The following is a 24,631-nucleotide window of genomic DNA, read 5'->3' as shown; positions in this document are numbered from 1 at the left end:
TCGCGTCATACAGGACGGCGGATGCCGCGGGGCCGGTCGGTCCCGCGGCTTCCGCCGTTCGGCGTCCGGCAGCCGGCAGCCGGCAGCCGGTGACGGCGTAACAAAGCACGGGCGCAGGCCGACCTCGGCAAGAATCGGAGACATGGACTGGCAGACGACGACCGATGCGGTGCCGGCGGCCATCGTGCCCGACGCGCGCACGGTGTCGCTCGCCGCGAGGGCCCCGGTCACGGGTGCCTGGCGCGAGGGAGACCCGGTCGGCGATCGTCGCTTCGTCGGCATCGGCGATGTCGAACTCGAATCGGGGCGCACCCTGCCCGGTACCCGCATCGCCTACGAGTCGTGGGGCGAGCTCTCGCCCGCCGGCGACAACGCGGTGCTCGTGCTGCACGCGCTCACGGGCGACAGCCATGTCGTCGGGCCGGCGGGCCCCGCCCACGCGAGCCCCGGATGGTGGCCGGGCGTCGTGGGCCCGGGGCTCGCGATCGACACCGACCGCTGGTTCGTGGTCGCCCCCAACGTGCTGGGCGGCTGCCAGGGCTCGACGGGTCCCTCCTCGTTCGCACCCGACGGCTCGGAATGGGGCTCGCGGTTCCCGTTCCTCACGATCCGCGACCAGGTCCGGGCTCAGCTCGCCTTCGCGCGTGAGCTCGGCATCGAGCGCTTCGCCGCCGTGGTCGGCGGGTCGATGGGCGCCATGCACGTGCTCGAGTGGGCGATCATGGCGCCCGAGGCCGTCGAGCGCATCGCCGTGCTGGCTGCGCCGCCGGCCACGACGGCCGACCAGATCGCCCTCAACTCGGTCCAGATCGAGGCCGTGCGGTCCGACCCCGCGTTCCGCGACGGCGACTTCTACGACGCACCGCCCGGCGACGGACCCGCCAGGGGGCTGGCGCTCGCGCGGCGCATGGCGATGCTCAACTACCGCACCTCCGCGGAGCTGAACGCCAGGTTCGAGCGCGGCTGGCAGAGCGAGATCGACCCGCTCGGCGGTGGGGGCCGGTTCGCGGTCGAGTCCTACCTCGACTTCCACGGCAACCGGTTCACGCGGCGCTTCGACGCGAACAGCTACGTGGTGCTCACCGAGGCCATGAACTCCCACGACCTCGCCCGCGGTCGCGGCGGCGTGGCGGCGGCGCTCCGTCAGGTCACTGCGAAGAGCCTCGTGCTCGGCATCGACAGCGACCGCTACTTCCCGCTCGCGGGCCAGGTCGAGCTCGCAGCCGGCCTCCCGAACAGCGTGCACGGCGCCGGGCCGGTCGTCGTGGCGTCGGAGTACGGCCACGACGCGTTCCTCATCGAGCACGGGGCGGTCGGGGCCGCGATCACCGAGCTGCTCGCCTCCTGAGGCCCTCCCTCCGGTAGTGTTCGAGGAACGGCGCCGTCGCCGCCGGACGTCGCCGCGGAGCACGACGCGGCCGGGCCGCGATCCAGGCGCGACCGGCACGACGACGAGGGGGTGACGTGAAGCGCATCCACAAGGAACGCGACCGCCTCCTCCGACGCGTCGCGCGAACGACTGCGCTGCTCGGTTCGGTCTCCGCGTTCGCGTGCCTCCTCGTGCCACGCGCCGTCGACGCGTCCGAGCTCGCGGTGGCCACCGTGCTCTCCCTCGGCATCGCGATCCTCGCGGTCCTGCACACGATGCGCGGATCGGTGGCGGCGGCCATCGCACTGGTCGCGGCATCCGCGGTGCTCGTCCTCGTGCTCGCCGGGTCGGAGGTGTTCACCCCCGGCACGGTCACGGCGCTCGCGATCACCGGCGGCGTGACGTCGGCCTCGGTCGCCGCGACGCTCGTCGTCCGCCGGCGCGGCACGCAGCTCGTCATCCTCCTCGCGGCCGCGATGCTCGCCGCCGAATGGCTGGCGGCGGCCGTGTTCGCCCATTCGCTGGTCTCCGTCTCGATCGTGACGGCCGTCGGCTGGGCGGTGCTCGGCGTGCTGGCCGCCTGGCTCGACAACGGCGTCGGCGTGGCCAGCGCCCGCATCGCCGAGGTGGGGCGTGCGCACGAGGCCGAGCGCCTCGCGAGCGAGCTCGAGGCGCAGCAGCGGCAGGATGCCCGCGTGCTGCACGACACCGTGCTCGCGACGCTCTCCCTGCTCGCCCATTCGGGGGTCGGCGTGCGCGCGAACGCACTGCGGGACCAGGCCGGAGACGACGCGCGCCTCCTCCGCCAGCTCCGCCTGGGCGTCCCCCTCGACGCCGGATCCAACGCCATCTTCTCCCCCGGGTCCGACGACGACCTCCTGAGCACCACGTTCGAGTCGGTGCGGCAGCGGTTCGCACGCATGGGACTGGACGTCAGCTGGCACGGCGCGGGCCAGCTCGCGCTGCCCCGCGACCGCCTCGACGCCCTGGTGGGCGCCCTCGGCGAGTGCCTCGAGAACGTTCGACGCCACTCGGGCGTCTCGGAGGCCGACGTGACCATCACCGACGACGACCAGACCGTGCGCGCGATGGTCACCGACGCGGGCGACGGCTTCGAGCCCGATGCCGTCGGACCGGCCCGACTCGGGTTCGCGGAGTCCGTCGTCGGCCGCCTGAACGCGGTCGGCGGGCGGGCGCGCATCTTCTCCTCGCCCGGTTCCGGGACGACCGTGATGCTCGAGGTGCCGAAGGCATGACGAAGCGCATGAGGGCCGGCGACACGACCACGCCGATGCTCGAGCACTCCTTCCTCAGGCCGATGCGGTCGGCGAGGGCGGCCCGCGACATCCGCTCGAGCCACGGCGGCCGCCGGCCGGCGATCGGGGTGACCATCGCGGCCGGGCTCATCGTGCTCGCGAACCTGGTGCACGCCATCACCATGGCCCCGTACTTCCCTCCGGGGCTCGGCCCATGGCCGGCCTGGATCGCCCTGCTCGTCATCGTCGCCGCCGGGATCGCCGCGCGCCTCATCGTCGGCGGCCTGCCCGACTGGCTCTACGTGACCCTCATGGTGGCGCTCGTCGTGCCCGTCTGGCTCGACGTGCAGGCCACGGTCGGCACGCTCGCGCTCGGCCTCACGCCGTCGGCGGCTCCCGCGATCGGCGCGATCCTGATGCCGGTGGCCACCATCCGCCCCGTCCGCGTCTCCCTCGCCGCCGCGAGCGCGATCGCCGCCGTCCTCGCGATCGAGGCGCTCATCCAGGTCGACTCCGCCGGAGCGGCGGTCATCCCCGCGGTCGCGATCGCGGCGGCGGCCGTGCTGCCCATGGTGCTGACGCGGATGATGCTCGACGGCTTCCGGCGGCTCGTGCGCCACGAGCTGGACCTCTCGCTCGTGCAGAGCACGGTCGGCACCTCCAGGTCGGCGGTGGGCATGCGCGCGTCCGAGGAGCTCGCGCAGCTCGACTTCGACGCCGAGACGCTCCTCGAGGACGTCAGCGCCGGGCGCATCGGCATCCCGCTGCCGCCCGCCGCGGCCGAACGCGCCGGCGACCTCGCGGCGCGGCTCCGGATCCGCCTCATCGAGGGGCGGAACGACACCTGGCTGCGCCACGCCGTGGCCGAGTCGAAGTACCTCAGCGGCCGGGTGGGCGTCGACGACCCGACGGGCCTCGCCGGGCCCCTCTCGCCCGCGCAGCGCGAGGGGCTGCTGCTCGCGCTGTGGCTGCTGGTCGCCGACCCGGCGAAGCCCTCGGCGACGCCCGCGTCGATCCGCATCGTGTGCCGCGAGCACGTCGACGAGCACGACCACGCGGCTCCGCACGACTTCGATGCGGGACCCGAGGCGACGATCGTCGACCTCGCGATCGAGGTCGAGGGCGTCACACGTCGACGCGTCGACCCCGCAACTTGGGAGGCAGTCGCTAGTGTCGGAGTGCACCATCAGGTGCCGACCGCGGCTGGCTTCCGAATCGAGATCACCTGCCGCATCGAGCCCGAGGTGCACGCACCCGGCCTGCGGAACACCGGCCACCCGATGGAGGAGAAGTCGAATGGTTGACACCGAGACGCCGATCAGACTCGCCATCGTCGACGACCACCGGATGCTGCTCGGAGCGCTCTCCGAGTGGCTGCGGGGCAGCGCCGACGACATCGACCTCGTGATCGCGGTGCCGTCGTGGTCCGAGCTGCTCGCGCACGCCGAGTTCCCGGTCGACGTGGTCCTGCTCGACCTCGACCTGCGCGACAACATCCCGGTCTCCCTCAAGCTGTCGATGCTGAAGTCTGCCGGCGTGCAGACCATGCTCATGAGCACGTACTCGGAGCCGGCGGTGGTGCGCGAGGCGCTCGGGTCGGGTGCGCTCGGCTACATCGTGAAGTCCGAGCCGGTCGAGAACATCGTCGAGGCGATCCGCGCCGCCCGCGTGGGCGACACCTACCTCACGCACGAGTTGGAGGTCGCCCTCGCCGCAGAGGGCGAGGTGCCCAAGCTCTCGGCCCAGGAGCGCCGGGTCATGGCGCTCTACGGCGCCGGCCAGCCCGTCAAGGCGGTCGCCTTCCAGCTCGGCATCTCCGAGGAGACGGCCAAGAGCTACCTCAAGCGCATCCGCGAGAAGTACCGCCTCTCGGGGTACGACGTGGGCACCAAGGTCGCGCTGCGCAAGCGCGCCATCCTCGACGGCATCCTGCTCCAGTCCGATTGAGCGGATGCCGCCGTCCGGGCCGCATCCGCTCGCTCGGCGCTCAGGCGTCGACGACCTCGACCGCGCCGGTCGCGTAGGGGACGACCACGCCGCGGCGACCGCGCGAGCGGTCGAGCGCGAATGAGGCGAGGGCGAGCCCGATGCCGGCGAGGGTGAGGACGAAGCCGATCCAGATGGGGGCGACGTAGCCGAGCCCCGCGGCGATGGCGAGCCCGCCGAAGAGGGCACCCAGGCTGTTGCCGATGTTCAGCGCCGAGTGGTTCAGGGCGGCGGCGATCGACTGGCTGTCGCGTGCGACGTCCATGAGGCGGGCCTGGATGGTCGGCGAGAGCGCCGCGGAGGAGCCGCCGATGAGGAACACGCCGATGAAGAGCCCGACGGGGTTCGAGGCGGTGAACCCGAGCACGAGGAGCGAGGCCGCGAGCACCGCGAAGAAGAGGTACATGCTGCGGCGCACACTCCAGTCGGCGAGGCGACCCCCGACGAAGTTGCCGAGGGTCATGCCGAGGCCGAAGGCGACGAGCACGAGCGGCACGACGGCCGCCGGGAGTCCGGTGACCTCGATCGCGAGCGGGGCGACGTAGGTGTAGACGGCGAAGAGGCCGCCGAAGCCGATGGCGCCGATGCCGAGCGCGAACCAGACCTGCGAGCGACGGAACGCCCCGAGTTCGCGCGCGATGGTGGCCCCGGGGTCGCCCGGCTGGTAGGGCACGGCGAGGGCGACCGCCAGGAAGGTGAGCGCGAAGATGCCGGCGACCGCCAGGTAGGCGACGCGCCAGCCCGCGGCCTGGCCGAGCCACGTGATCGCCGGGACGCCGATGACGTTGGCGATCGTGAGCCCGGAGAGCACGAGCGCGACGCCGCGCGCCCGCTTGCCGGGCCCCATGAGGCTCGCGGCCACGAGCGAGGCGATGCCGAAGTAGGCACCGTGCGGCAGCGCCGAGATGAACCGGGCCACGAGCACGAGCCCGAAGGTCGGCAGCAGCGCGGACGCGATGGTGCCGAGCGTGAAGGCGGTGAGGAGCACGAGCAGGAGCCGCTTGCGCGGCCACTTCGCGGCGGCGGCGGCGATGGTCGGCGCACCGACCACGACGCCGAGCGCGTAGGCGGAGATGACCCATCCGGCCTGGGCGTTGGCGTCGTCGGGCGAGGCGGCGGCGAGCCCCGGCAACAGGTCGCGGGCGATCTCGGGCAGGAGCCCCATGGCCACGAACTCGGTGGACCCGATGCCGAACCCGCCGAGCGCCAGGGCGAGCAGGGCGAAGCGGATGCGGGCCGGCGAGAGTGCGGGACGGCCGCCGTCGAAGTCGGTCATCCGTGTCATCCGTCGATTCTCGCACAGGACTCGAATCGATTCGACTCCGGCCGGCCCGGCGCGGATCAGTCCCCGTCGATCGCCGCCTCGAGTCGCTCGACCTTGCCCTCGAGCTCCCCGGTGAACCCCGGCCGGATGTCGGCCTTCAGCACGAGCGACACGCGTGAGCCGTACGCCCCCACGGCTTCGGTGGCACGGCGCACGACGTCGAAGACCTCGTCCCACTCCCCCTCGATCGTCGTGAACATCGAGTCGGTGCGGTTCGGCAGGCCCGACTCGCGCACGACCTTCACGGCCGCGGCCACGGCGTCGTGCACGCTTCCGTCGGAGCGGCCCGTGCCGCTCGGCGCCACCGAGAATGCGACCAGCATGATTCCTCCTCGTGGCGGGCGCGTCACGTGGGCAGCGGCGCAGCATCCCGTCGCGTTCCAGCCTGCCACAACGCCCGCACCGCCCACACGAGCAGCGCGACGAGCAGGGCGACCTTCACGGTGAGCAGGAAGACGAAGGCCGGATCGGCGACGAGGAGCCAGCCGTACCAGTACGGGTAGATGACCTGCGTGAACAGCGCGACCGCGGCGGCGAGCAGCGCCGGCACCGCGAATCGGGCCGGACGGTAGACCAGCCCGAGCACGACCGGCGCCGCGAGCCACGCGACGAACTGCGGCGACCCCACCTTGTTCGCGAGCATCAGCACGACCAGGAACGCCAGGGCGAGCGGCGGCAACACGCGGCCGAAGGCCGCGCCCCGGCGCACGGCGCGGATCCCGAGCAGCACGACGGCCGCCACGCCGAGTGCCATCACGGGCGTCGTGAGCGCCGCCGCGGCATCCGCCCCCGGGCCGTCGATCTGGAACGTGAGGATGTCCCGTGCGTAGACGATGCGCACGTCCTCTGCCCCCGCGACCATTTGCCAGAGCCACGCGACCGCGATGGGCGCCTCGATCTGCAGGCCCCGGCCGGCCTGTTCCTCGATGAAGCCGAACGCGTTCAGGCCCGAACCGGCGAACAGGCTCACGATGAGGATGCCGATGCTGAGGGCGACCGCGATGCCGAGGACCTCGCGCCGTCGGCGCGAGGCGATCACCAGCGCCGCGATGAGCGCCGCGGGCCACACCTTCACCCAGGCTCCGACGGTCAGCAGCACGGATGCCACGCGCGGGCGTCCGGCGGCCATGAGCAGTCCGACCATCGCGAACGGCACCGTGACCGCGTCGATGCGCCCGAGCGCGATCGGGCCGAGCAGCGCGAGGAACGCGAGCCACCACCACGCGGCGATGCGCCTCGTGCGCGAGAGCCGCGCCGTGCCGAGCAGGATCGAGAACGCGACGGCGTCCAGCACGGTCATGAGCAGGAGCCACGCCTGCCCGTACCAGGCCGCGCCGAAGGCGAGGGCGAGGGTCATCGGCACGAAGGCGAGGATCGGGTAGACCCAGGGCGTGTCGATGCCCATGCGCACCCAGCCCTGCGCGGCGCTCTCGGCCCAGCGCAGGTACACGCCCGTGACGTCGCCGAGGGGGTAGCCCTGTGCGTACAGGTTCAGCAGCGACAGGGCGAGGTGCACGACGATGAAGGCGGCCCACAGCGCGGCGCGGCCTCGGACGAACCGGCGGAGACGCGGCGCGGACGTCGCCTCCGTGCCCCCGTCCGTCATGCGTGCGAGCCTATCCGAGTGTCACAATCCGCCACGCGCGGCCCGCGGCCGCGCGGGATCGGTCAAGCTTGAGCGACGACCCCGGAGGCAACCCATGACCCGACGCACCCTCGCCGCACTGCTCCTGACCGCTTCGGCGACCCTCGCCCTCGCCGGCTGCTCGGCCGGGGGCGGCGACACCGGCTCAACCGACGCCGCCGGCGACGGGCACGTGACGGACGGCAAGTTCACCGTCGGCACCGGCGAGCCCGCCTACTACCCGTGGGTCATCGACGACGCGCCCGAGTCGGGCGAGGGCTTCGAGGCTGCCGTCGCCTACGCCGTCGCCGGGGAACTCGGCTTCGCCGAGGAGGACGTCGTGTGGGTGCGCTCCACCTTCGACCAGGCGATCGCGCCCGGCCCGAAGGACTTCGACGTGAACCTGCAGCAGTTCTCGATCACCCCCGAGCGGGCCGAGAACGTCGACTTCTCGTCGCCGTACTACGAGACCACCCAGGTCGTCATCACGGTCGAGGACTCGCCCGCGGCATCCGCCGGCTCCATCGCCGACCTGAAGGACCTCCTCATCGGCGCCCAGGTCGGCACGACGAGCTTCGAGGCCATCGAGGAGGCCATCGCGCCGACGGCCGGCGCCCAGGTGTTCAACACGAACGACGATGCCAAGCTCGCGCTGCAGAACGGCACGGTCGACGCGATCGTCGTCGACCTGCCCACGGCGTTCTACCTGACCGGCGTCGAGCTCGACGGCGGTGCCATCGTCGGGCAGCTGCCCACCGCAGCCGGCGGCGGAGACGAGTTCGGGTTCGTGCTCCCGAAGGACTCCCCGCTCACCGCCGACGTCACGGCCGCGGTCGACGCGCTCCGCGAGGACGGCACGCTCGACGAGCTGGCCACCGAGTGGCTGGGCGGCGATGCCGCCCCGCTGCTCGACTGACCGCCCCCCGCACCGACCGCTCGACGCACGGCTAACGTTGCATCGTGCCTGAACCGACCCAGACGGACGCCGCGTCCGTCCCCGACGACCGCGGGCGATCCGGCGAACCGTCCTGGCAGCCGAGCGAGCGCGAGCTCGAGCGACGCTCCTTCCGCCGCAGGCAGACCCGGCGTTCCGTCCTGGTCAGCGCGGGCTCGACGCTCGTCTTCGCGGGGCTCCTGCTGTGGGCGCTCCTGGGGTCCCCCGGCTGGGCGAAGGTCCAGGCCTCCTTCTTCGATCCCGAGGTCGCGCTCGCCTCGCTGCCGCGCATCCTCGAGGGACTGTGGCTGAACATCCAGGTCCTCGTGGCCGCGAGCATCGGCGTCACCCTCGTGGCCCTCCTGCTCGCGACCCTGCGCACCCTGCGCGGTCCGGTGTTCTTCCCGCTCCGGGCCCTCGCGGCCGGTTACACCGACCTGTTCCGCGGCATGCCGCTCATCATCGTGCTCTACCTCGTGGGCTTCGGCATCCCCGGCCTCGACTTCTTCCCTCGGGTTCCCGTGGCCGTCTGGGGCACGCTCGCGCTCATCCTCACCTACTCGGCGTACGTGTCCGAGGTGTTCCGCGCCGGCATCGAGGCCGTGCATCCGTCCCAGCGCCTGGCAGCCCGCTCGCTCGGGCTCGGGCACGGGCAGACGATGCGCCGGATCGTCCTGCCGCAGGCCCTCCGCAAGGTGACGCCCGCGCTCATGAACGACTTCGTCGCCATGCAGAAGGACGTGGGCCTCATCTCCGTGCTCGGCGCGGTCGACGCGGTACGTGCCGCGCAGATCGAGTCGGCGCACTTCTACAACTTCACGCCCTACGTCGTGGCGGGCCTGCTGTTCGTGCTGCTCGCCTGGCCGATGATCCGCCTCACCGACTGGGTCTCGGCGCGCATGCGGGCCCGCGAGCAGGCCGGGAGCATCGTATGAACGCCGCCACCGATACGCCGGGGCTGCTCCGGCTCCGCGGCATCCGTCGCTCCTTCGGCGAGAAGCTCGTGCTCGACGGCGTCGACCTCGACGTCGACGCGCACCAGGTCGTCGCGCTCGTCGGCGCGTCCGGGTCGGGCAAGTCCACCCTGCTGCGCACCGTCAACCTGCTCGAGACCATCGACGACGGCGAGATCCTGCTCGCCGGCGAGGACGTCAGCGATCCGCGGGTCGACGCCGATGCCGTCCGCGCCCGCATCGGCGTGGTCTTCCAGCACTACAACCTCTTCCCGCACCTCAGCGTGCTCGACAACGTCACGCTCGCAGCACGGCTCGTGCACCGGATGCCGCGAGCCGACGCCGAGCGCCGGGGCCTCGAGCTGCTCGACTCCGTCGGGCTCGCGGGGTTCGCGGCGGCGTTCCCCGACCGGCTCTCGGGGGGCCAGCAGCAGCGGGTCGCGATCGTGCGCGCCATCGCGACCGGGCCGGAGCTCCTGCTGCTCGACGAGGTCACGAGCGCCCTCGACCCCGAACTCGTCGGCGAGGTGCTCGCCCTCGTCCGCTCGCTCGCCGAGGGCGGCACGACGATCCTGATGGCCACGCACGAGATGGCCTTCGCCCGCGAGGTCGCCGACCGCGTGGTGTTCCTCGACGCGGGGCGGATCATCGAGGACGCGCCGGCGCACGAGTTCTTCACGGCGCCGCGCGAGGCGCGCACGCGCGAGTTCCTGACGCGGTTCCTCCGCGAGTAGGGTCCGGCGAGTCGGGGAGCGCCCCGGGGCGAGCGCGGCGCCGACGGGTCAGCTCGCGAGCAGCGTGCCGACGACATCGGGCACCGCCTCGGCGACGTCGAGCGCGGTCACCGGACCGCCGCCACGGGCCGTGCTCGCCCGGAGCGCCGCCTCGCCCTGCACCCAGGCCGCCGTGGCCGCGAGGTCGGTGAGCGTCTCGGCGTTGCGGGAGAGTTCTCGGTGGTGCGTCGCCGCGAGGGCGCCGAGCACGCCGGCCAGCACGTCGCCGGTGCCGGCCGTGGCGAGCCAGTGGGTGGGGGCGAGCACCGTGCGCCGATTGCCGCTCGGGTCGCAGACGTGGGTGGTGGCGCCCTTCAGCAGCACGACGACGCCGAGCTCGGCGGCGGCCCGCGTCGCCCACTCCCCCGGCGCCGCGCGCACCTCCTCGAGGCTCGCCCGGATCTCGCGGGCATTCAGCACGCGTACGAGCTCGCGCAGGTGGGGCGTGATCACGGTCGGCGCGGTGTGCGTGCCGACGAGGTCGAGGGCGCCGGAATCGAGCACGACCGGCACGCCGTCGGCGAGCGCGTGCTGCAGGTCTCCGAGCAGCATGAACGAGCGGCGTGTCGGGTCGATGCCGGAACCGAGCAGCCACGCCTGGACGCGCCCCCGGCCGGCGACCGTCTCGGGGCGCCGGTCGAGCACGGCCCGGCGGACGGTGCGTGGGCCGACGTAGCGCACGAGCCCCGTCCCGGTGCGGTGCGCGGCCTCGACGCCCAGCACGGCCGCGCCGGGGTACTCGATCGAGCCGGTCACCACGCCGAGCACGCCGCGGGAGTACTTGTCGTCATCGGCCTGCGGCGCCCTGATCCAGCTGCGGGCGTCGGACTCGGTCCAGGTGCGCCATTCGGTGGCCATGCTCCAACGATAGGTTGGTGCGGATGCAAGCGACAGCCCTCGAACCCATCCGACTCTCACCCCGCGTGGTCGTGTTCGATTACGGCGAGGTCATCTCGCGGAGTCCGAGCGACGCCGATCGCGCGACCCTCCTGGCACGCGCCGGCGTCGCGGGCGACGCCGCGGAGGCCGCCTTCTGGACCGCGTACTGGCGTCATCGCGCGGCGCTGGACCAGGGCAGCAGCTCCATCGCCGAATACTGGGCGGATGTCGCCTCCGATCTCGGAGCCGACTGGAGCCGCATCGACGTGCACGAGCTCTGGGCGATCGACCACCGCAGCTGGCTCAGCGTCGACCCCGGCACGCTCCGCGTGCTGCACGCGCTCCACGACGGCGGGACCCGGCTCGCGCTGCTCTCGAACGCGGCGGCCGACTACTCGGGATGGCTTCGATCGGGCTCGTTCGCGCCCCTCTTCGAGCGCGTCTTCGTCAGTGGCGAGCTGGATCTCGTGAAGCCCGACGCCGCCATCTACGAGCACGTCATCGCCGAGCTCGGCATCTCGCCCGACCGGTTCGTGTTCGTCGACAACAAGGCCGAGAACGTCGCCGGCTCGCTCGCCGTGGGTGGTGAGGGCCACGTGTTCACGGGCGCGGCCGACCTCGAGTCGTGGCTGCGCGAGCTGGCCTCGTGAGCGAGACGCACGCCGACTCGACGCCGGCCCTGTTCCGCCCGATCACGATCCGCGGCCTCACGATCCGCAATCGGGTGTGGGTTCCGCCGCTCTGCCAGTACTCGGTCACGGAGCTCGACGGCGTGCCGCACGAGTGGCATCTCGTGCACCTCGGCTCGATGGCCGCGGGCGGAGCGGGGCTCGTCATGGCCGAGGCCACGGGCGTGAGTCCCGAGGGCCGGATCTCCGACCACGACACGGGCATCTGGAACGACGAGCAGGCCGCGGCCTGGTCGCGCATCACCCGATTCATCCGCTCGCAGGGGGCTGCGGCGGGAATCCAGCTCGCGCACGCCGGCCGAAAGGCCTCCGTGTGGGCGGAGTTCCTGCGCCGGCCGGGCTCGCAGCCCCTCGACGCCGGCGGCTGGCCGACGGTCTCGGCCTCGGCGCAGGCGTTCGAGGGCCTCCGCGAACCGATCGCGCTCGACGAGCCCGGCATCCGCCAGGTCATCGAGGACTTCCGCGCCGGGGCACGACGCGCCGCCGACGCGGGCTTCGACCTCGTCGAGGTGCACGCGGCGCACGGATACCTCGTGCACCAGTTCCTCTCGCCGCTGTCGAACCTGCGCACCGACGGCTGGGGCGGCGACCTCCAGGGCCGCGCGCGCCTGCTGCTCGAGATCGTGCGCGCCGTGCGAGCCGAGGTCGGCGAGGAGATGCCCGTGTTCGTGCGGTTCTCGGCGACCGACTGGGTCGACGGCGGTTGGGACGAGGCGCAGACGGCCATCGTGGCCAGGTGGTGCCGGGAGGCGGGCGCGGACTTCTTCGACGTCTCGACCGGCGGCCTGGTCGCGAACGCGCACATCCCCGTCTTTCCCGGATACCAGGCACCGCACGCCGAGTACGTCGGCGAGCACGCCGACGTCCTCGTCTCGGCCGTCGGCCGCATCACGGACGCCCGCCATGCCGACGACCTCGTCTCGTCGGGGAGCGCCGACGCCGTCATGTTCGGCCGGGCGATGATGCGCGACCCGCACTTCGCGCTGCGCGCGGCCCACGAACTCGGTGCGGGCACGTCGATGTGGCCCGTGCAGTACCTGCGGGCCAGGGCCGAGGTCAACGACGGCGAGTGGTGACCGCCGGCGGTCAGGCGCCCGGGGCGTTCGGCACCATCTGCCGCAGGCGCGCCGACATCTCGGGCGACAACTCGCCGATCGCGAAGATGTTGCCCTCGCTGTCGCTGAACCACGCGCTGCGCTCGTCGCCGAGCTCGGCCACGCCGCCGGTCGTGGTGAGCCCGGGCAGGTCGTACTCGTGGAACGACACGCCGCGATCGCGGAGCGCGGCCATGTCCCGGTCGAGGTCGTCGGTCATGAGGTTGAACGCGGTGTTCTCGGCGGTGCCGGCGAACTGCGTGCGGTACACCATCACGATGGTGCCGCCCACGTCGTAGAAGAGTCCGGCGCCGTCGGCCTGGTCATGGACCGGATCCCGCCCGAGCACGTCATGCCACCACGTGCGGGCTCGGTCGAGGTCGGATGCGGGCAGGACGGCCGTCGCCATGAGGGTCTCGAACATGATGGTTCCTCGGTTCCCGGGTCGGCGACAGTGTACGCCGACCCGGGACGGGCGGATCCTCACGCGGAACGACTGGCTCCGCGCACCGGCTCAGCCGCGACGCGTCGCGTCCTGGACCTCTCCGACGAGCTCCTCGATGATGTCCTCCAGGAAGATCACCCCGGTCGTCGCGCCCTCCTCGTCGAACGCCCTGGCCACGTGCGTGCCGAGGCGGCGCATGCTCGCCAGCGCGTCCTCGAGGTCGGTTCCGTCGAAGATCGACACGAGACGTCGCACGCGCTTCGGCGGGATCGGGTCGTCGAACTCGTCCTCCCGCAGGTCGATGACGTCCTTCAGGTGCACGTACCCGTCGGGCTCGCCGTCATCGCCCAGGATCACGTAGCGCGAGTAGCCGCGCCGCGCGACCGCGCGCTCGACGTCGGCGGGCGTCGCCGTCGGCGGGAGGCTCACGAGGTCGGCCATCGGCACCGCGACATCCGTCACGCGCTTGGTCGTGAACTCGAACGCCGCGCTCAGGGTGCCGCTCGCGTCGTCGAGCACGCCCTCGGCGCGCGAGCGGTCGACGATCGTCTGCACCTCCTCGAGCGTGAAGGTCGAGTTGGCCTCGCTCTTCGGCTCGACGCGGAACAGCCGCAGGACGCCGTTCGCCGTCGCGTTCAGCGCCACGATCACCGGGCGGAACACGCGAGCGATGAAGACGAGCGGCGGCGCGAGCAGCAGCACCGCACGGTCGGGCAGCGAGAACGAGAGGTTCTTCGGCACCATCTCGCCGAAGACCACGTGCAGGTAGGACACCAGCACGAGCGTCACGATGAACGCGAGCGTCGAGATGACGCTCTCGGGCCATCCGGTGAGGTGCAGCGGCACCTCGAGCAGGTGGTGGATCGCGGGCTCGGACACGTTCAGGATCAGCAGCGAGCAGATCGTGATGCCGAGCTGGCTCATCGCGAGCATCAGCGTCGCGTGCTCCATGGCCCAGAGCGCGGTCTTCGCGGACCTGCTGCCCTGCTCGGCGAGCGGCTCGATCTGCGAGCGCCTGGCCGAGATGACGGCGAACTCAGCGCCGACGAAGAACGCGTTGCCGGCGAGCAGCACCACGAGCCAGACGAGTCCCATCCAGTCGCTCATCGGGTGCTCCCCTCGTCGTCGGCGTCGACCGGTTCGGGGTCGGGGATGAAGCGGAGGCGGTCGATACGGCGACCGTCGAGTCGTTGCACGACCAGGTGGCCGCCCTCGATCGCGACCTCGTCGCCGACGACGGGCAGTCGCCCGAGCTCGGAGATCACGTAGCCCGCGACGGTCTCGTAGTCGCCGTTCTCCGGGACGTCGATGCCGGTGCGATCGACGAGCTCGTCGGGCCGCAGGATGCCGGGGAAGCTCACCGAGTCCTCACGGCGCACGATGCCCGCACGGGTGCGATCATGCTCGTCCGCGACCTCGCCGACGAGTTCCTCGACCAGGTCCTCGAGCGTCGCGACGCCGGCCGTGCCGCCGTACTCGTCGACGACGACCGCCATCTGGTAGCCGCGGGCGCGCAGCTCGCCGAGCAGCACGTCGAGGGTCATCGTCTCGGGAACGCGCAGCGCCTCGGACTGGAGGGCGGATGCCGGGACGTCGCCGCGTCGCTCGCGCGGCACGGCGACCGCCTGCTTGACGTGCACGAGTCCCACGACGTCGTCGAGGTTCTCGTCGTACACCGGGAACCTCGAGAACCCGGTCTGGCGGGCGAGCTCGAGCACGGACTCCGCGGAGTCCTGGCGATGCACCGCCGAGACGGCCGGCCGGGGCGTCATCACGTCGGATGCGTCGTGGTCGGCGAAGCGGAGGGTGCGGCCGAGCAGCGTGGCGGTGTCCTGCTCGAGGAGACCCGCGCTGGCGGACCTGCGCACCAGCGAACTCAGCTCCTCGGCCGAGCGGGCGCCCGAGAGCTCCTCCTTCGGCTCGACGCCGATGGCGCGGAGCAGGGCGTTGGCGCTGCCGTTGAGCAGCGCGATGGCGGGGCGGAACACCCACGTGAACGCCGCCTGGAACGGCATCACGAGCTTCGCGGTCGCGAGCGGCAGCGCCAGCGCGAAGTTCTTCGGCACGAGTTCGCCGATGACCATCGACAGGAGCGTGGCCACCACGATCGCCGTCGTGGCGCCGACCGGACGCACCATGGCCTCCGGCAGTCCGAGTGCGGTGAGCGGCCCGGTGAGGAGGGAGGTGATCGCCGGCTCCATCGTGTAGCCGGTGAGCAGGGTCGTCAGCGTGATGCCGAGCTGGGCGCTGGAGAGGTGCGTCGAGGTGATCTTCAACGCCTCGATCGTGAGCGAGAGCCTCGTCTCACCTCGCTCGCGACGCGCTTCGACGTCGGCGCGGTCGAGGTTGACGAGCGCGAACTCGCTCGCAACGAACAAGCCCGTGCCGACCGTGAGGAGCAGTCCGATGCCGAGGAGGATCCACTCAGACATCCGCACCTCCCCGGTCGATCACGGGCGAGGGTCTGTGGCCTGGATTGGCGGAGGGGGGATCATCCATTGTGGGAGCAAGTATATCGGCGCAGGCCCGCGTCGTCCCGGGGAGATCACCAACTGACGGGGAGCGCCTTGCCCTCCTCGTAGCCCGCAGCCGACTGGATGCCGACCCTGGCCCGCTCGCGGAACTCCTCGAGCGTGCGCGCCCCCGCATAGGTGAAGGAGCTGCGCACCCCCGAGGTGATCATGTCGAGCAGGTCCTCGAGCGACGGGCGCAGCGGGTCGAGGTAGATCCTGGACGACGAGATGCCCTCGGCGAAGAGTTCCTTGCGCGCCAGCTCGTAGGGCGAGAGCCGGTCGAAGCGCTCGCGCACCGCCTTGGTGGAGGCCATGCCCCAGCTCTCCTTGTAGAGACGTCCGTCGTCATCGGCCGCCAGCCCGCCCGGCGCCTCGATCGTCCCGGCGAACCAGGAGCCGATCATCACGGATGCCGCGCCGGCGGCGAGTGCGAGCGCGACGTCGCGGGGGTACCGCACGCCGCCGTCGGCCCAGACGCTCGCACCGAGCTCGCGCGCGGCCTCGGCCGTCTCGAGCACGGCGGAGAACTGCGGCCGTCCGACGGCCGTCATCATGCGCGTGGTGCACATGGCCCCGGGGCCGACGCCGACCTTGAGCACGTCGGCGCCCGCCTCGACGAGGTCGGCGACGGCGTCGGCGGTGACGAGGTTGCCGGCGACGATCGGGACGCCGAGATCGAGGTCGCGGACGATCGAGACCGCACGCAGCATCCCCTCCTGGTGGCCGTGCGCGGTGTCGATGACGAGCATGTCGACGCCCGCCTCCACGAGCGCACGCGCCTTCGCGGCGACGTCGCCGTTGATGCCGACCGCCGCCGCGACCCGGAGCCGACCCTCGGCGTCGACGTTCGGCCGGTAGATGGTTCCACGGAGGGCGCTCCGGCGGCTGAGGGTGCCGACCACCCTCCCGTGCTGGAGCACGGGCACGAACTCGAGGCCGGCGTCGACCATGAGGTCGAAGGCGCGGCGGGGCGTGTCGACGTCCTCGGCGTCGATCGAGGCGAGGCTGCCGTGCACGAGGTCGCCGAGTCGCGCATCGGGCAGTGCCGTCGCCAGGCGCTCCCCGGCGATGCATCCGGCGAATGCGTCGCGTGCGTCCTGGAGGACGACGCCGTGGCCCGCCACGGGAGGCAGCACCCCGAGCGCGTCGGCGACGGTGGCGTCCGGGCTGAAGAGGTGGGGCGTGTCGAATCGCGGCGACTGCGCCTTCGTCCAGCGGATGGACTCGGCCAGATCCTGGAGGTGCATGTCCTGCGGCAGGACGCCCAGACCACCCCTCCTCGCCAGCGCCGAGGCGAGTCGCGGGCCCGTGATCGAGTTCATGTTGGCCGAGACGATCGGGATCGACGCACCCGACCCGTCATCGGGCGCGAGCGACACGTCGAGCCGGCTCGTGACCCCCGATCGGCTCGGGACGAGGAAGACGTCCGAGTAGGTCAGGTCATGGGTGGGTTCGGTGCGATAGAACTCCATGCGCTCACGCTACCCCGGCGCTCTGTGAGCAAGCGCCCGGGGAAGGGGTTTAGGCTTGTACAGGCGACCGGGAACCACCGAGTGCGCGACGAGCGCGATCGCCGAGAAAACACATCCAGTATCAACGGAGAGAGTGGGCGATCGGCTGTGTCGAGCCAATTGACCGGGCCAGGGTCGGAAGAGACCACGGCGGGCGAGTACGGAGCCAACGAGTGGCTCGTCGATGAGATGTACGAGAAGTTCATCGTCGACCCCGAGTCGGTCGATCGGTCGTGGTGGCCGGTGCTCGAGTCGTACCGCGACGCCCGCAGCGGCGCGACCGCCCCTGCACCGGAGACGCCCGCAGCCGACGCCGAGGCGCAGCCCGCGTCCGCGCCGGAGCCGGCTGCCGCGACGGCACCCGAGTCCGCCCCGGGTGCTGCGGTGCCCGAGACGGCACAGGTCGCAGAAGCTGCCGGTCAGCCCGCAGCCGCGGCTGCGCCGGGGGGCGCCGCACCGGCGACGACCCCCGTCCCCGTGATCGGCCAGGCCCCCGCGGCCCGCACGACGTCCGTGGCCCCGCGTTCGGCACCGGTCCCCGCCGACGTGCCCATGACGAGCCCGCAGCAGGTCATCGACGACGGCGAGCGCACCGACGAGGTCGTGCCGCTGAAGGGCATGCCCAAGGCGCTCGCGGCGAACATGGACGCCTCGCTCACCGTGCCGACCGCGACGAGCGTGCGCACCGTGCCCGCGAAGCTCATGATCGACAACCGCATCGTGATCAACAACCACCTGCGTCGCACGCGCGGCGGCAAGGTGTCCTTCACGCACCTCATCGGCTGGGCGCTCATCCAGGCGCTCAAGGAGTTCCCGAGCCAGAACGTCTTCTACAGCGAGGTCGAGGGCAAGCCGAGCCTCGTCAAGCCCGCGCACATCGGGCTCGGCATCGCGATCGACATCCCGAAGCCCGACGGCAGCCGCGCGCTCCTCGTGCCCGCGATCAAGCGCGCCGAGACGATGACCTTCAACGAGTTCCTGAACGCCTACGAGGACCTCGTCGGCCGCGCCCGCGCCAACAAGCTCACCGCCGACGACTTCTCGGGCGCGACGATCTCGCTCACCAACCCGGGCGGCATCGGCACCGTGCACTCCGTGCCACGCCTCATGAAGGGCCAGGGCTGCATCATCGGCGCGGGCGCCCTCGAGTACCCGGCGGAGTTCCAGGGCTCCTCCGAGAAGACGCTCGCGAACCTCGCCATCGGCAAGACGATCACGCTCACCTCGACATACGACCACCGCGTCATCCAGGGCGCCGGATCCGGCGAGTTCCTGAAGAAGGTGCACGAACTGCTCATCGGGCAGCGCGGCTTCTACGAGGACCTCTTCGCCGCGCTCCGCCTGCCGTACGAGCCCATCCACTGGTCCCCCGACATCTCGGTCGACATCGCGAGCGCCATCGACAAGACGGCCCGCGTGCAGGAGCTCATCAACTCCTTCCGCGTTCGCGGCCACATGATGGCCGACACCGACCCGCTCGAGTACCAGCAGCGCTCGCACCCCGACCTGAACATCGAGAGCCACGGCCTCACGTTCTGGGATCTCGACCGCGAGTTCGTCACGGGCGGCTTCGGCAACACCCGCACGGCCCTGCTGCGCGACATCCTCGGCGTGCTCCGCGACTCCTACTGCCGCACGATCGGCATCGAGTACATGCACATCCAGGACCCCGAGCAGCGCCGGTGGATCCAGGAGCAGGTCGAGCGCAAGTACGAGAAGCCGACGCACGACGAGCAGATGCGCATCCTCGGCAAGCTCAACGAGGCCGAGGCGTTCGAGACCTTCCTGCAGACCAAGTACGTCGGCCAGAAGCGGTTCAGCCTCGAGGGCGGCGAGTCCGTCATCGCCCTCCTCGACGAGATCCTCCAGGGCGCGGCGAAGGAGAACCTCGACGAGGTCGCCATCGGCATGGCGCACCGCGGCCGCCTCAACGTGCTCACGAACATCGCGGGCAAGACGTACGGCCAGGTCTTCCGCGAGTTCGAGGGCACCACGTCGGGCCAGGGCTCGGGGGACGTGAAGTACCACCTCGGCACCGAGGGCACCTTCACGGCCGACGACGGCGCGCAGATCCCCGTGTCGCTCGCGGCCAACCCGTCGCACCTCGAGGCCGTCGACGGCGTGCTCGAGGGCATCGTCCGCGCCAAGCAGGACCGCAAGCCCATCGGCACGTTCTCGACGCTGCCGATCCTCATCCACGGCGATGCCGCGATGGCCGGGCAGGGCGTCGTGATCGAGACCATGCAGATGTCCCAGCTCCGCGGGTACCGCACCGGCGGGACGATCCACGTCAACATCAACAACCAGGTCGGCTTCACCACCGTCCCGGGCGATGCCCGTTCCTCGATCTACTCCACGGATGTCGCGAAGGCGATCCAGGCGCCCATCTTCCACGTGAACGGCGACGACCCCGAGGCCGTGGTCCGGGTCGCGGAGCTCGCGTTCCGGTACCGCCAGGAGTTCGAGCGCGACGTGGTCATCGACCTCGTCTGCTACCGCCGCCGCGGGCACAACGAGGGCGACGACCCCTCGATGACCCAGCCGCTCATGTACAACCTCATCGAGGCGAAGCGCTCGGTGCGCAAGCTCTACACCGAGGCGCTCGTCGGCCGCGGCGACATCACCGAGGCGGAGTACGAGGAGGCGCACCGCGACTTCCAGGACCGCCTGGAGCGCGCCTTCGCCGAGACGCACGCCGCCCAGACCGGCTCCATCCCCATCGTGGGCGCGACCGAGTCCGTCGACCACGAGCAGCCCGCCACGGGCGAGCTCGAGACGACGGCCGTGAACGTCGACGTCGTGCACGCCATCGGCGACGCCTTCGGCAACAAGCCGTCCGGCTTCACGGTGCACCCGAAGATCCAGCAGCTGCTGACCAAGCGCGTCGACATGAGCCGCAACGGCAAGATCGACTGGGGCTTCGGCGAGCTGCTCGCCCTCGGCTCGCTGCTCGTGGAGGGCACCCCGGTGCGCTTCGCCGGGCAGGACGCCAGGCGCGGAACGTTCGTGCAGCGCCACGCCGTGCTCCACGACCGCGCGAACGGCCAGGAATGGCTGCCGCTGCAGAACCTCTCCGACAACCAGGCGCGGTTCTGGATCTACGACTCGCTCCTGTCGGAGTACGCGGCCATGGGCTTCGAGTACGGCTACTCCGTCGAGCGTGCCGACGCGCTGGTGCTCTGGGAGGCGCAGTTCGGCGACTTCGCGAACGGCGCGCAGACCATCATCGATGAGTTCATCTCGTCGGCCGAGCAGAAGTGGGGGCAGCGCTCGAGCGTCGTGCTGCTGCTGCCGCACGGCTACGAGGGCCAGGGCCCCGACCACTCGAGCGCCCGCATCGAGCGCTACCTCCAGCTCTGCGCCGAGAACAACATGACGGTGGCCCGCCCATCGACGCCGGCGTCGTACTTCCACCTCCTGCGCCGCCAGGCCTACGCGCGTCCGCGCCGACCGCTGGTGGTCTTCACGCCCAAGGCCATGTTGCGCCTGCGCGGGGCGACGAGCGAGGTCGCCGACTTCACGAACGGCCGGTTCGAGCCCGTCATCGACGACGCCCGGATCACCGACAAGGAGGCCGTGAAGCGCATCGTGTTCGTCTCGGGCAAGATCTACTACGACCTCCTCGCCGAGCTCGACAAGAACCCGAACCCCGAGATCGCGCTGGTCCGCCTCGAGCAGCTCTACCCGCTGCCCTCCGAGGAGCTCAAGCGCGTGGCGTACAGCTACCCCAACGCCGAGTTCATGTGGGCGCAGGACGAGCCCGAGAACCAGGGCGTGTGGCCGTACTTCATCGTCGAGACGAACAAGCTGGGCGAGCGCCCGGTCCGCGTCGTCTCGCGCACCGCTTCGGCGTCGCCGGCCACCGGCTCCGCGAAGCGGCACGCGGGCGAGCAGGCAGACCTCGTGAGCCGCGCGCTGACGCTGTAGGTCGCTCCCACACCGCGAACGGGGGCGGATGCCGCATGGCATCCGCCCCCGTTCGGCGTCTCAGGGCGTCGCGGCTCAGGCCCGGTGCTCGGGCGTGTGGTGCACCTCAGCGGCGGAGGCCGTCCCAGCGAGGTCGGCGGCGATCTCCTCGCGCGCGGGCCCGGCATCGCCGAGCCGTCCGAGCTTGGACGGCCACCAGATGGCACGGCCGATGTCGTACGCGAGCGCCGGGACGAGCAGCGAGCGCACCAGGAACGTGTCCAGCAGCACGCCGAAGGCCACGATGAAGGCCAGCTGCGCGAGGAAGAGGATCGGCAGCACGCCGAGCGCCGCGAACGTCGCCGCGAGCACGAGCCCCGCCGAGGTGATCACGCCGCCGGTCACGACGAGGCCCCGGAGCACGCCCTCCCTCGTGCCGTGCGCGAGACTCTCCTCGCGCACCCTGGTCATGAGGAAGATGTTGTAGTCGACGCCGAGTGCGACCAGGAAGACGAACCCGAAGAGCGGCACCACCGGGTCGGCACCGGGGAACCCGAAGACGCCGTTGAAGACGATCGCGGAGACGCCGAGCGCCGCGGCGAACGAGAGGACCACCGTCGCGATCAGCAGCACCGGCGCGACGATCGACCGGAGCAGGAGCATCAGGATCAGCAGGATGACGCCCAGCACGAGCGGGATGATCAGGTTGCGATCATGGATCGAGGCGACCTTCGTGTCGAGCGCGACGGCCGCAGCACCGCCCACGAGCACGGGAGCCTCGTCGGTCGAGACCTCCGCGAGCCCGTCGCGCAGGTCGAGGATCACCGCCTCGGCCTCGTCGGAGTCGCTCGCCGCGTCGAGGGTGGCGTCCAGCTGCACGAGTCCGTCGATCACCGTGGGCTCGCCGGCCGGCGTCCCGGGCGGCCCGAGGGGCTGGATGCCGTCCTCGGTGACGGGGAGCGACCCGCTCGGCGAGTCCTCCGAGACGACCGAGAGCGAGTCGACGCCCTCGGTGTCGAGCACGACGGCGGCCACGTCGTCGAGCTGCTCCTCCGACGCGATGATGACCGCGGGGGTCCCGGATCCTCCCGGGAAGTGCTCGCTGAGCAGGGCCTGGCCGTCGCGGGCCTCGGAGGCCCCCAGCACGAACTCGCTCGAGGGCACGCCGTCGGCCTTCAGTTGCGTGAGCCCGAGTGCCATGACGGCCAGCAGCAGCGTCGAGACGATCCACGTCACGCGCGGGCAACGGGCCACGAGACGCGCGACCTTGGGCCAGATCCCGCGCCGTGCCACGACGTCGTCCGCCTCGACATGCGCCGCGACCTTCGGGCGCACGGGCCAGAATGCCGTGCGGCCGGCCCAGAGCATGAGCGCGGGCAGGAGCGTCAGCGAGGTCAGCAGCGCGAACACGATGCCGATCGCCGACACCGGGCCGAGGATCTTGTTCGAGCCGAGGTCGCTCGCGAGGAGCATCAGCAGCCCCGCGATAACGGTGCCGCCGGAGGCCAGGATCGGCTCCCACGATCCGCGGAGCGCCGCCCACGTGGCATCCCACTTGCGCTCGTGCGTGTGCAGCGCCTCGCGGTACCTCGCGATGTAGAGCAGCGAGTAGTCGGTGGCGGCGCCGATCACGAGGATGAAGAGGATCCCCTGGGTCTGCCCGTTCAGCACGAGCACGTCGGCCTCGGCGAGCGTGACCACCGCGAGCACCGAGGCGCAGAGCGCCGTGAGGCTCGTGCCGAGGACGATGACCGGCAGCAGCGGGGACCGGTACACGATGACGAGGATCACGAACACGGCCGAGAACGCGACGAGCAGCAGGAGGCCGTCGATGCCCGCGAACGCATTGGCGAGATCCGTGGTGAAGCCGGCCGGCCCCGTGACCGCGCCCTCGAGGCCGTCGCCAGAGGTCGAGTCCACGCGCTCGCGCAGCTCGCCCACGACGTCCTTCACCTCGGTGTCGGCGTCGATCTGCACGAACACCTCGGCCGCCTCGCCGTCCTCGGAGTCGACCGCGGGCGAGACGCCGTCCTGGACGACGCCGTCGATGGCGGCGAACGCATCCGCGTCCGCGGCGATGGCCGTGGCATCCGCCTCGGTCAGCCCGCCGTCCCGCGCATAGACGACGATCGCCGGGATCGACTCGTCACCGCGGAACTCCGCCTGCAGCGCCTGCACCTCGGCCGACTCCGAGGACGAGGGGAGGAACTGGGCCTGGTCGTTCTCGACGACGTCGCTCAGGGTGCCGAACGAGGCACCGCCGGCCCCGAACGCGGCGAACCAGAGCAGGATCAGGGTCGCGGGAAGGAGCACGCGGAGCCAAGTGGGAACACGGCCCTGCCGGGCGGAACTGGTGGTGCGGTCGTCGGATCTCATCGGAACCGACGCTACGCTCCCGCCGTCGCGCGGGCGTCAGTCGAACGGTTGAAGCTGCGGGCCCGCTGGCTGCCCTGGCGGGAGCCGCCCGGGTCAGTTCGTGGTCGTCCGGTGCCCGGCCTGGACCGTGCGGATCTGGGTCAGCACCAGCTGGCGCAGCTGCTCGGGCGCGCTCTCCTTGCAGGCGCGCTGCATCACCTCGGTGATCGCGACGCCCACCCGGAGCTCGTTCCGGCAGTCGGCGCAGTTCTCGACGTGGGCACGGATGTCAGCGGCATCCGCACTGGCCAACTCGTGGTGGAGGTACTCTTCGAGCTCGGCTCGGGCCTTCTCACAGCCGCAGTCGTTCATTTGGGGCTCCTCGGCAACTTCTGCCTCTTGGGGGTGGAAGCCGGCCCGGCGGTGGCGATGCCCTGCTCGCGCGCGTAGTCGGCGAGGGACTCGCGGAGGAGGCGCCTGCCACGGTGCAGTCGGCTCATCACGGTCCCGATGGGAGTGTTCATCATGTCGGCGATCTCCTGGTAGGAGAAGCCCTCCACGTCGGCGAAGTACACCGCCAGGCGGAAGTCCTCGGGAAGCGCCTGCAGCGCGTCCTTCACGGCACTGTCGGGCAGGTGGTCGATGGCCTCGGCCTCGGCCGAGCGACTCGCGCGGGCCGTGGTCGACTCCGCGCCCCCGAGCTGCCAGTCCTCGAGTTCGTCGATCGTGCCCTGGTAGGGCTCGCGCTGCTTCTTGCGATACGTGTTGATGAAGGTGTTGGTGAGGATGCGGTACAGCCACGCCTTGAGGTTGGTGCCCTGCGTGAACTGGCCGAAGGCGGCGTACGCCTTGGCGAACGTCTCCTGCACGAGGTCCTGCGCGTCGGCCGGGTTCTTCGTCATGCGCAGGGCCGCCGCGTACAGCTGGTCGATGAACGGCAGCGCCTGCTCCTCGAACATGGCGCCCAGCGGGCGTTCGGCGTCGGGTGCAGCGGCGATCTCGTCGGCAGTCATCAGTGGC

General features: G+C 71.5%; 21 protein-coding genes. 10 read left to right on the top strand and 11 right to left on the bottom strand.

The genetic code is table 11. The features are described from left to right. The first annotated feature begins 142 nt into the window (after positions 1-142). The 4 genes from metX (at position 143) to GQQ95_RS05290 (ending at position 4,572) form a co-directional block, all read left to right on the top strand. Entirely contained in the window at positions 143-1,348 is a 1,206-nt protein-coding gene (gene metX, locus GQQ95_RS05305; RefSeq protein WP_157426613.1) for a homoserine O-acetyltransferase MetX, read from the top strand. Positions 1,349-1,464: 116 nt separating this feature from the next. After that, complete coding sequence (locus GQQ95_RS05300; protein ID WP_157426612.1) at positions 1,465-2,625, top strand: sensor histidine kinase; 1,161 nt, start codon at positions 1,465-1,467, stop codon at positions 2,623-2,625. Beyond that, positions 2,622-3,929 (top strand): hypothetical protein, encoded by a 1,308-nt coding sequence (locus GQQ95_RS05295; protein ID WP_157426611.1) that lies wholly within the window; start codon positions 2,622-2,624, stop codon positions 3,927-3,929. Before GQQ95_RS05300 ends, GQQ95_RS05295 begins: the two co-directional genes overlap by 4 nt. Then, positions 3,922-4,572 (top strand): response regulator, encoded by a 651-nt coding sequence (locus GQQ95_RS05290; RefSeq protein ID WP_157426610.1) that lies wholly within the window; start codon positions 3,922-3,924, stop codon positions 4,570-4,572. The genes GQQ95_RS05295 and GQQ95_RS05290 overlap by 8 nt, the downstream gene beginning before the upstream one ends. A 40-nt stretch (positions 4,573-4,612) precedes the next feature. Here GQQ95_RS05290 and GQQ95_RS05285 read toward each other — a convergent pair whose 3' ends face one another. The 3 genes from GQQ95_RS05285 to GQQ95_RS05275 form a co-directional block, all read right to left on the bottom strand. Next, positions 4,613-5,887, bottom strand: a complete 1,275-nt coding sequence (locus GQQ95_RS05285; protein WP_157426716.1) for an MFS transporter — start codon at positions 5,885-5,887, stop codon at positions 4,613-4,615. Between the two features lie 65 nt (positions 5,888-5,952). Beyond that, entirely contained in the window at positions 5,953-6,258 is a 306-nt protein-coding gene (locus GQQ95_RS05280; RefSeq protein ID WP_157426609.1) for a thiamine-binding protein, read from the bottom strand. A 23-nt stretch (positions 6,259-6,281) separates the two neighbouring features. Continuing rightward, a complete protein-coding gene (locus tag GQQ95_RS05275; protein ID WP_157426608.1) occupies positions 6,282-7,541 on the bottom strand; it encodes a glycosyltransferase 87 family protein in 1,260 nt (419 codons plus the stop codon). Between the two features lie 94 nt (positions 7,542-7,635). Between GQQ95_RS05275 and GQQ95_RS05270 the strand changes: the two genes are divergently transcribed. The 3 genes from GQQ95_RS05270 to GQQ95_RS05260 are packed head-to-tail and all read left to right on the top strand — an operon-like array spanning position 7,636 to position 10,180. Beyond that, on the top strand, positions 7,636-8,475 hold the full coding sequence (locus GQQ95_RS05270) for an ABC transporter substrate-binding protein (protein ID WP_157426607.1): 840 nt from the start codon (positions 7,636-7,638) through the stop codon (positions 8,473-8,475). Between the two features lie 44 nt (positions 8,476-8,519). Further along, positions 8,520-9,428 (top strand): amino acid ABC transporter permease, encoded by a 909-nt coding sequence (locus GQQ95_RS05265; RefSeq protein ID WP_157426606.1) that lies wholly within the window; start codon positions 8,520-8,522, stop codon positions 9,426-9,428. Beyond that, on the top strand, positions 9,425-10,180 hold the full coding sequence (locus tag GQQ95_RS05260; RefSeq protein ID WP_157426605.1) for an amino acid ABC transporter ATP-binding protein: 756 nt from the start codon (positions 9,425-9,427) through the stop codon (positions 10,178-10,180). Before GQQ95_RS05265 ends, GQQ95_RS05260 begins: the two co-directional genes overlap by 4 nt. 48 nt (positions 10,181-10,228) lie before the next feature. Here GQQ95_RS05260 and GQQ95_RS05255 read toward each other — a convergent pair whose 3' ends face one another. Next, positions 10,229-11,077, bottom strand: a complete 849-nt coding sequence (locus GQQ95_RS05255) for an ADP-dependent NAD(P)H-hydrate dehydratase (RefSeq protein WP_157426604.1) — start codon at positions 11,075-11,077, stop codon at positions 10,229-10,231. 23 nt (positions 11,078-11,100) lie between these two features. On the opposite strand from GQQ95_RS05255, the gene GQQ95_RS05250 reads away from it, so the two are divergent. Then, the gene (locus GQQ95_RS05250; RefSeq protein WP_157426603.1) at positions 11,101-11,748 is read left to right on the top strand and encodes an HAD family hydrolase; all 648 of its coding nucleotides are present in this window, start codon (positions 11,101-11,103) and stop codon (positions 11,746-11,748) included. Further along, positions 11,745-12,863, top strand: a complete 1,119-nt coding sequence (locus tag GQQ95_RS05245) for an NADH:flavin oxidoreductase/NADH oxidase (RefSeq protein ID WP_157426602.1) — start codon at positions 11,745-11,747, stop codon at positions 12,861-12,863. The genes GQQ95_RS05250 and GQQ95_RS05245 overlap by 4 nt, the downstream gene beginning before the upstream one ends. 10 nt (positions 12,864-12,873) lie before the next feature. Here the strand turns inward: GQQ95_RS05245 and GQQ95_RS05240 are convergent, their stop codons facing one another. From GQQ95_RS05240 to guaB1, 4 genes are all read right to left on the bottom strand, one after another. Beyond that, positions 12,874-13,305, bottom strand: a complete 432-nt coding sequence (locus GQQ95_RS05240; protein ID WP_212275301.1) for a VOC family protein — start codon at positions 13,303-13,305, stop codon at positions 12,874-12,876. Between the two features lie 90 nt (positions 13,306-13,395). Then, positions 13,396-14,433 carry a hemolysin family protein gene (locus tag GQQ95_RS05235; RefSeq protein ID WP_157426601.1) on the bottom strand — a complete coding sequence of 346 codons (1,038 nt, stop codon included), beginning with the start codon at positions 14,431-14,433 and terminating at the stop codon, positions 13,396-13,398. Further along, positions 14,430-15,758 carry a hemolysin family protein gene (locus GQQ95_RS05230; RefSeq protein WP_157426600.1) on the bottom strand — a complete coding sequence of 443 codons (1,329 nt, stop codon included), beginning with the start codon at positions 15,756-15,758 and terminating at the stop codon, positions 14,430-14,432. Before GQQ95_RS05230 ends, GQQ95_RS05235 begins: the two co-directional genes overlap by 4 nt. A gap of 113 nt (positions 15,759-15,871) precedes the next feature. Next, the gene (gene guaB1 / locus GQQ95_RS05225) at positions 15,872-17,311 is read right to left on the bottom strand and encodes a GMP reductase (RefSeq protein WP_157426599.1); all 1,440 of its coding nucleotides are present in this window, start codon (positions 17,309-17,311) and stop codon (positions 15,872-15,874) included. A 147-nt stretch (positions 17,312-17,458) separates the two neighbouring features. On the opposite strand from guaB1, the gene GQQ95_RS05220 reads away from it, so the two are divergent. Beyond that, positions 17,459-21,277, top strand: a complete 3,819-nt coding sequence (locus GQQ95_RS05220; protein WP_157426598.1) for a multifunctional oxoglutarate decarboxylase/oxoglutarate dehydrogenase thiamine pyrophosphate-binding subunit/dihydrolipoyllysine-residue succinyltransferase subunit — start codon at positions 17,459-17,461, stop codon at positions 21,275-21,277. 75 nt (positions 21,278-21,352) lie between these two features. Here the strand turns inward: GQQ95_RS05220 and GQQ95_RS05215 are convergent, their stop codons facing one another. From GQQ95_RS05215 to GQQ95_RS05205, 3 genes are all read right to left on the bottom strand, one after another. Continuing rightward, positions 21,353-23,632: an MMPL family transporter gene (locus tag GQQ95_RS05215; RefSeq protein ID WP_157426597.1), complete on the bottom strand. Its 2,280-nt coding sequence runs from the start codon at positions 23,630-23,632 to the stop codon at positions 21,353-21,355. A 93-nt stretch (positions 23,633-23,725) separates the two neighbouring features. Next, entirely contained in the window at positions 23,726-23,983 is a 258-nt protein-coding gene (locus GQQ95_RS05210; protein WP_157426596.1) for a zf-HC2 domain-containing protein, read from the bottom strand. Further along, positions 23,980-24,624, bottom strand: coding sequence for a sigma-70 family RNA polymerase sigma factor (locus tag GQQ95_RS05205; RefSeq protein WP_212275299.1), 645 nt, complete (start codon positions 24,622-24,624; stop codon positions 23,980-23,982). The genes GQQ95_RS05210 and GQQ95_RS05205 overlap by 4 nt, the downstream gene beginning before the upstream one ends. Positions 24,625-24,631 lie beyond the last annotated feature (7 nt).

Origin of the sequence: Agromyces salentinus (assembly GCF_009749395.1) — a bacterium.
GTDB lineage: Bacteria > Actinomycetota > Actinomycetes > Actinomycetales > Microbacteriaceae > Agromyces > Agromyces salentinus.
The sequence above is the reverse complement of the archived record's forward strand: the minus strand, read 5'-3'. Positions and strand labels throughout refer to the sequence as shown.

What these genes read in the sequence shown, in the direction of transcription:
- metX (WP_157426613.1), top strand. Translation starts at nt 143, where the DNA reads ATGGACTGGCAGACGACGACCGATGCGGTGCCGGCGGCCATCGTGCCC.
- GQQ95_RS05295 (WP_157426611.1), top strand. Translation starts at nt 2,622, where the DNA reads ATGACGAAGCGCATGAGGGCCGGCGACACGACCACGCCGATGCTCGAG.
- GQQ95_RS05290 (WP_157426610.1), top strand. Translation starts at nt 3,922, where the DNA reads ATGGTTGACACCGAGACGCCGATCAGACTCGCCATCGTCGACGACCAC.
- GQQ95_RS05285 (WP_157426716.1), bottom strand. Translation starts at nt 5,887, where the DNA reads ATGACCGACTTCGACGGCGGCCGTCCCGCACTCTCGCCGGCCCGCATC.
- GQQ95_RS05280 (WP_157426609.1), bottom strand. Translation starts at nt 6,258, where the DNA reads ATGCTGGTCGCATTCTCGGTGGCGCCGAGCGGCACGGGCCGCTCCGAC.
- GQQ95_RS05275 (WP_157426608.1), bottom strand. Translation starts at nt 7,541, where the DNA reads ATGACGGACGGGGGCACGGAGGCGACGTCCGCGCCGCGTCTCCGCCGG.
- GQQ95_RS05270 (WP_157426607.1), top strand. Translation starts at nt 7,636, where the DNA reads ATGACCCGACGCACCCTCGCCGCACTGCTCCTGACCGCTTCGGCGACC.
- GQQ95_RS05260 (WP_157426605.1), top strand. Translation starts at nt 9,425, where the DNA reads ATGAACGCCGCCACCGATACGCCGGGGCTGCTCCGGCTCCGCGGCATC.
- GQQ95_RS05255 (WP_157426604.1), bottom strand. Translation starts at nt 11,077, where the DNA reads ATGGCCACCGAATGGCGCACCTGGACCGAGTCCGACGCCCGCAGCTGG.
- GQQ95_RS05250 (WP_157426603.1), top strand. Translation starts at nt 11,101, where the DNA reads ATGCAAGCGACAGCCCTCGAACCCATCCGACTCTCACCCCGCGTGGTC.
- GQQ95_RS05240 (WP_212275301.1), bottom strand. Translation starts at nt 13,305, where the DNA reads ATGTTCGAGACCCTCATGGCGACGGCCGTCCTGCCCGCATCCGACCTC.
- GQQ95_RS05235 (WP_157426601.1), bottom strand. Translation starts at nt 14,433, where the DNA reads ATGAGCGACTGGATGGGACTCGTCTGGCTCGTGGTGCTGCTCGCCGGC.
- GQQ95_RS05230 (WP_157426600.1), bottom strand. Translation starts at nt 15,758, where the DNA reads ATGTCTGAGTGGATCCTCCTCGGCATCGGACTGCTCCTCACGGTCGGC.
- guaB1 (WP_157426599.1), bottom strand. Translation starts at nt 17,311, where the DNA reads ATGGAGTTCTATCGCACCGAACCCACCCATGACCTGACCTACTCGGAC.
- GQQ95_RS05215 (WP_157426597.1), bottom strand. Translation starts at nt 23,632, where the DNA reads ATGAGATCCGACGACCGCACCACCAGTTCCGCCCGGCAGGGCCGTGTT.
- GQQ95_RS05210 (WP_157426596.1), bottom strand. Translation starts at nt 23,983, where the DNA reads ATGAACGACTGCGGCTGTGAGAAGGCCCGAGCCGAGCTCGAAGAGTAC.
- GQQ95_RS05205 (WP_212275299.1), bottom strand. Translation starts at nt 24,624, where the DNA reads ATGACTGCCGACGAGATCGCCGCTGCACCCGACGCCGAACGCCCGCTG.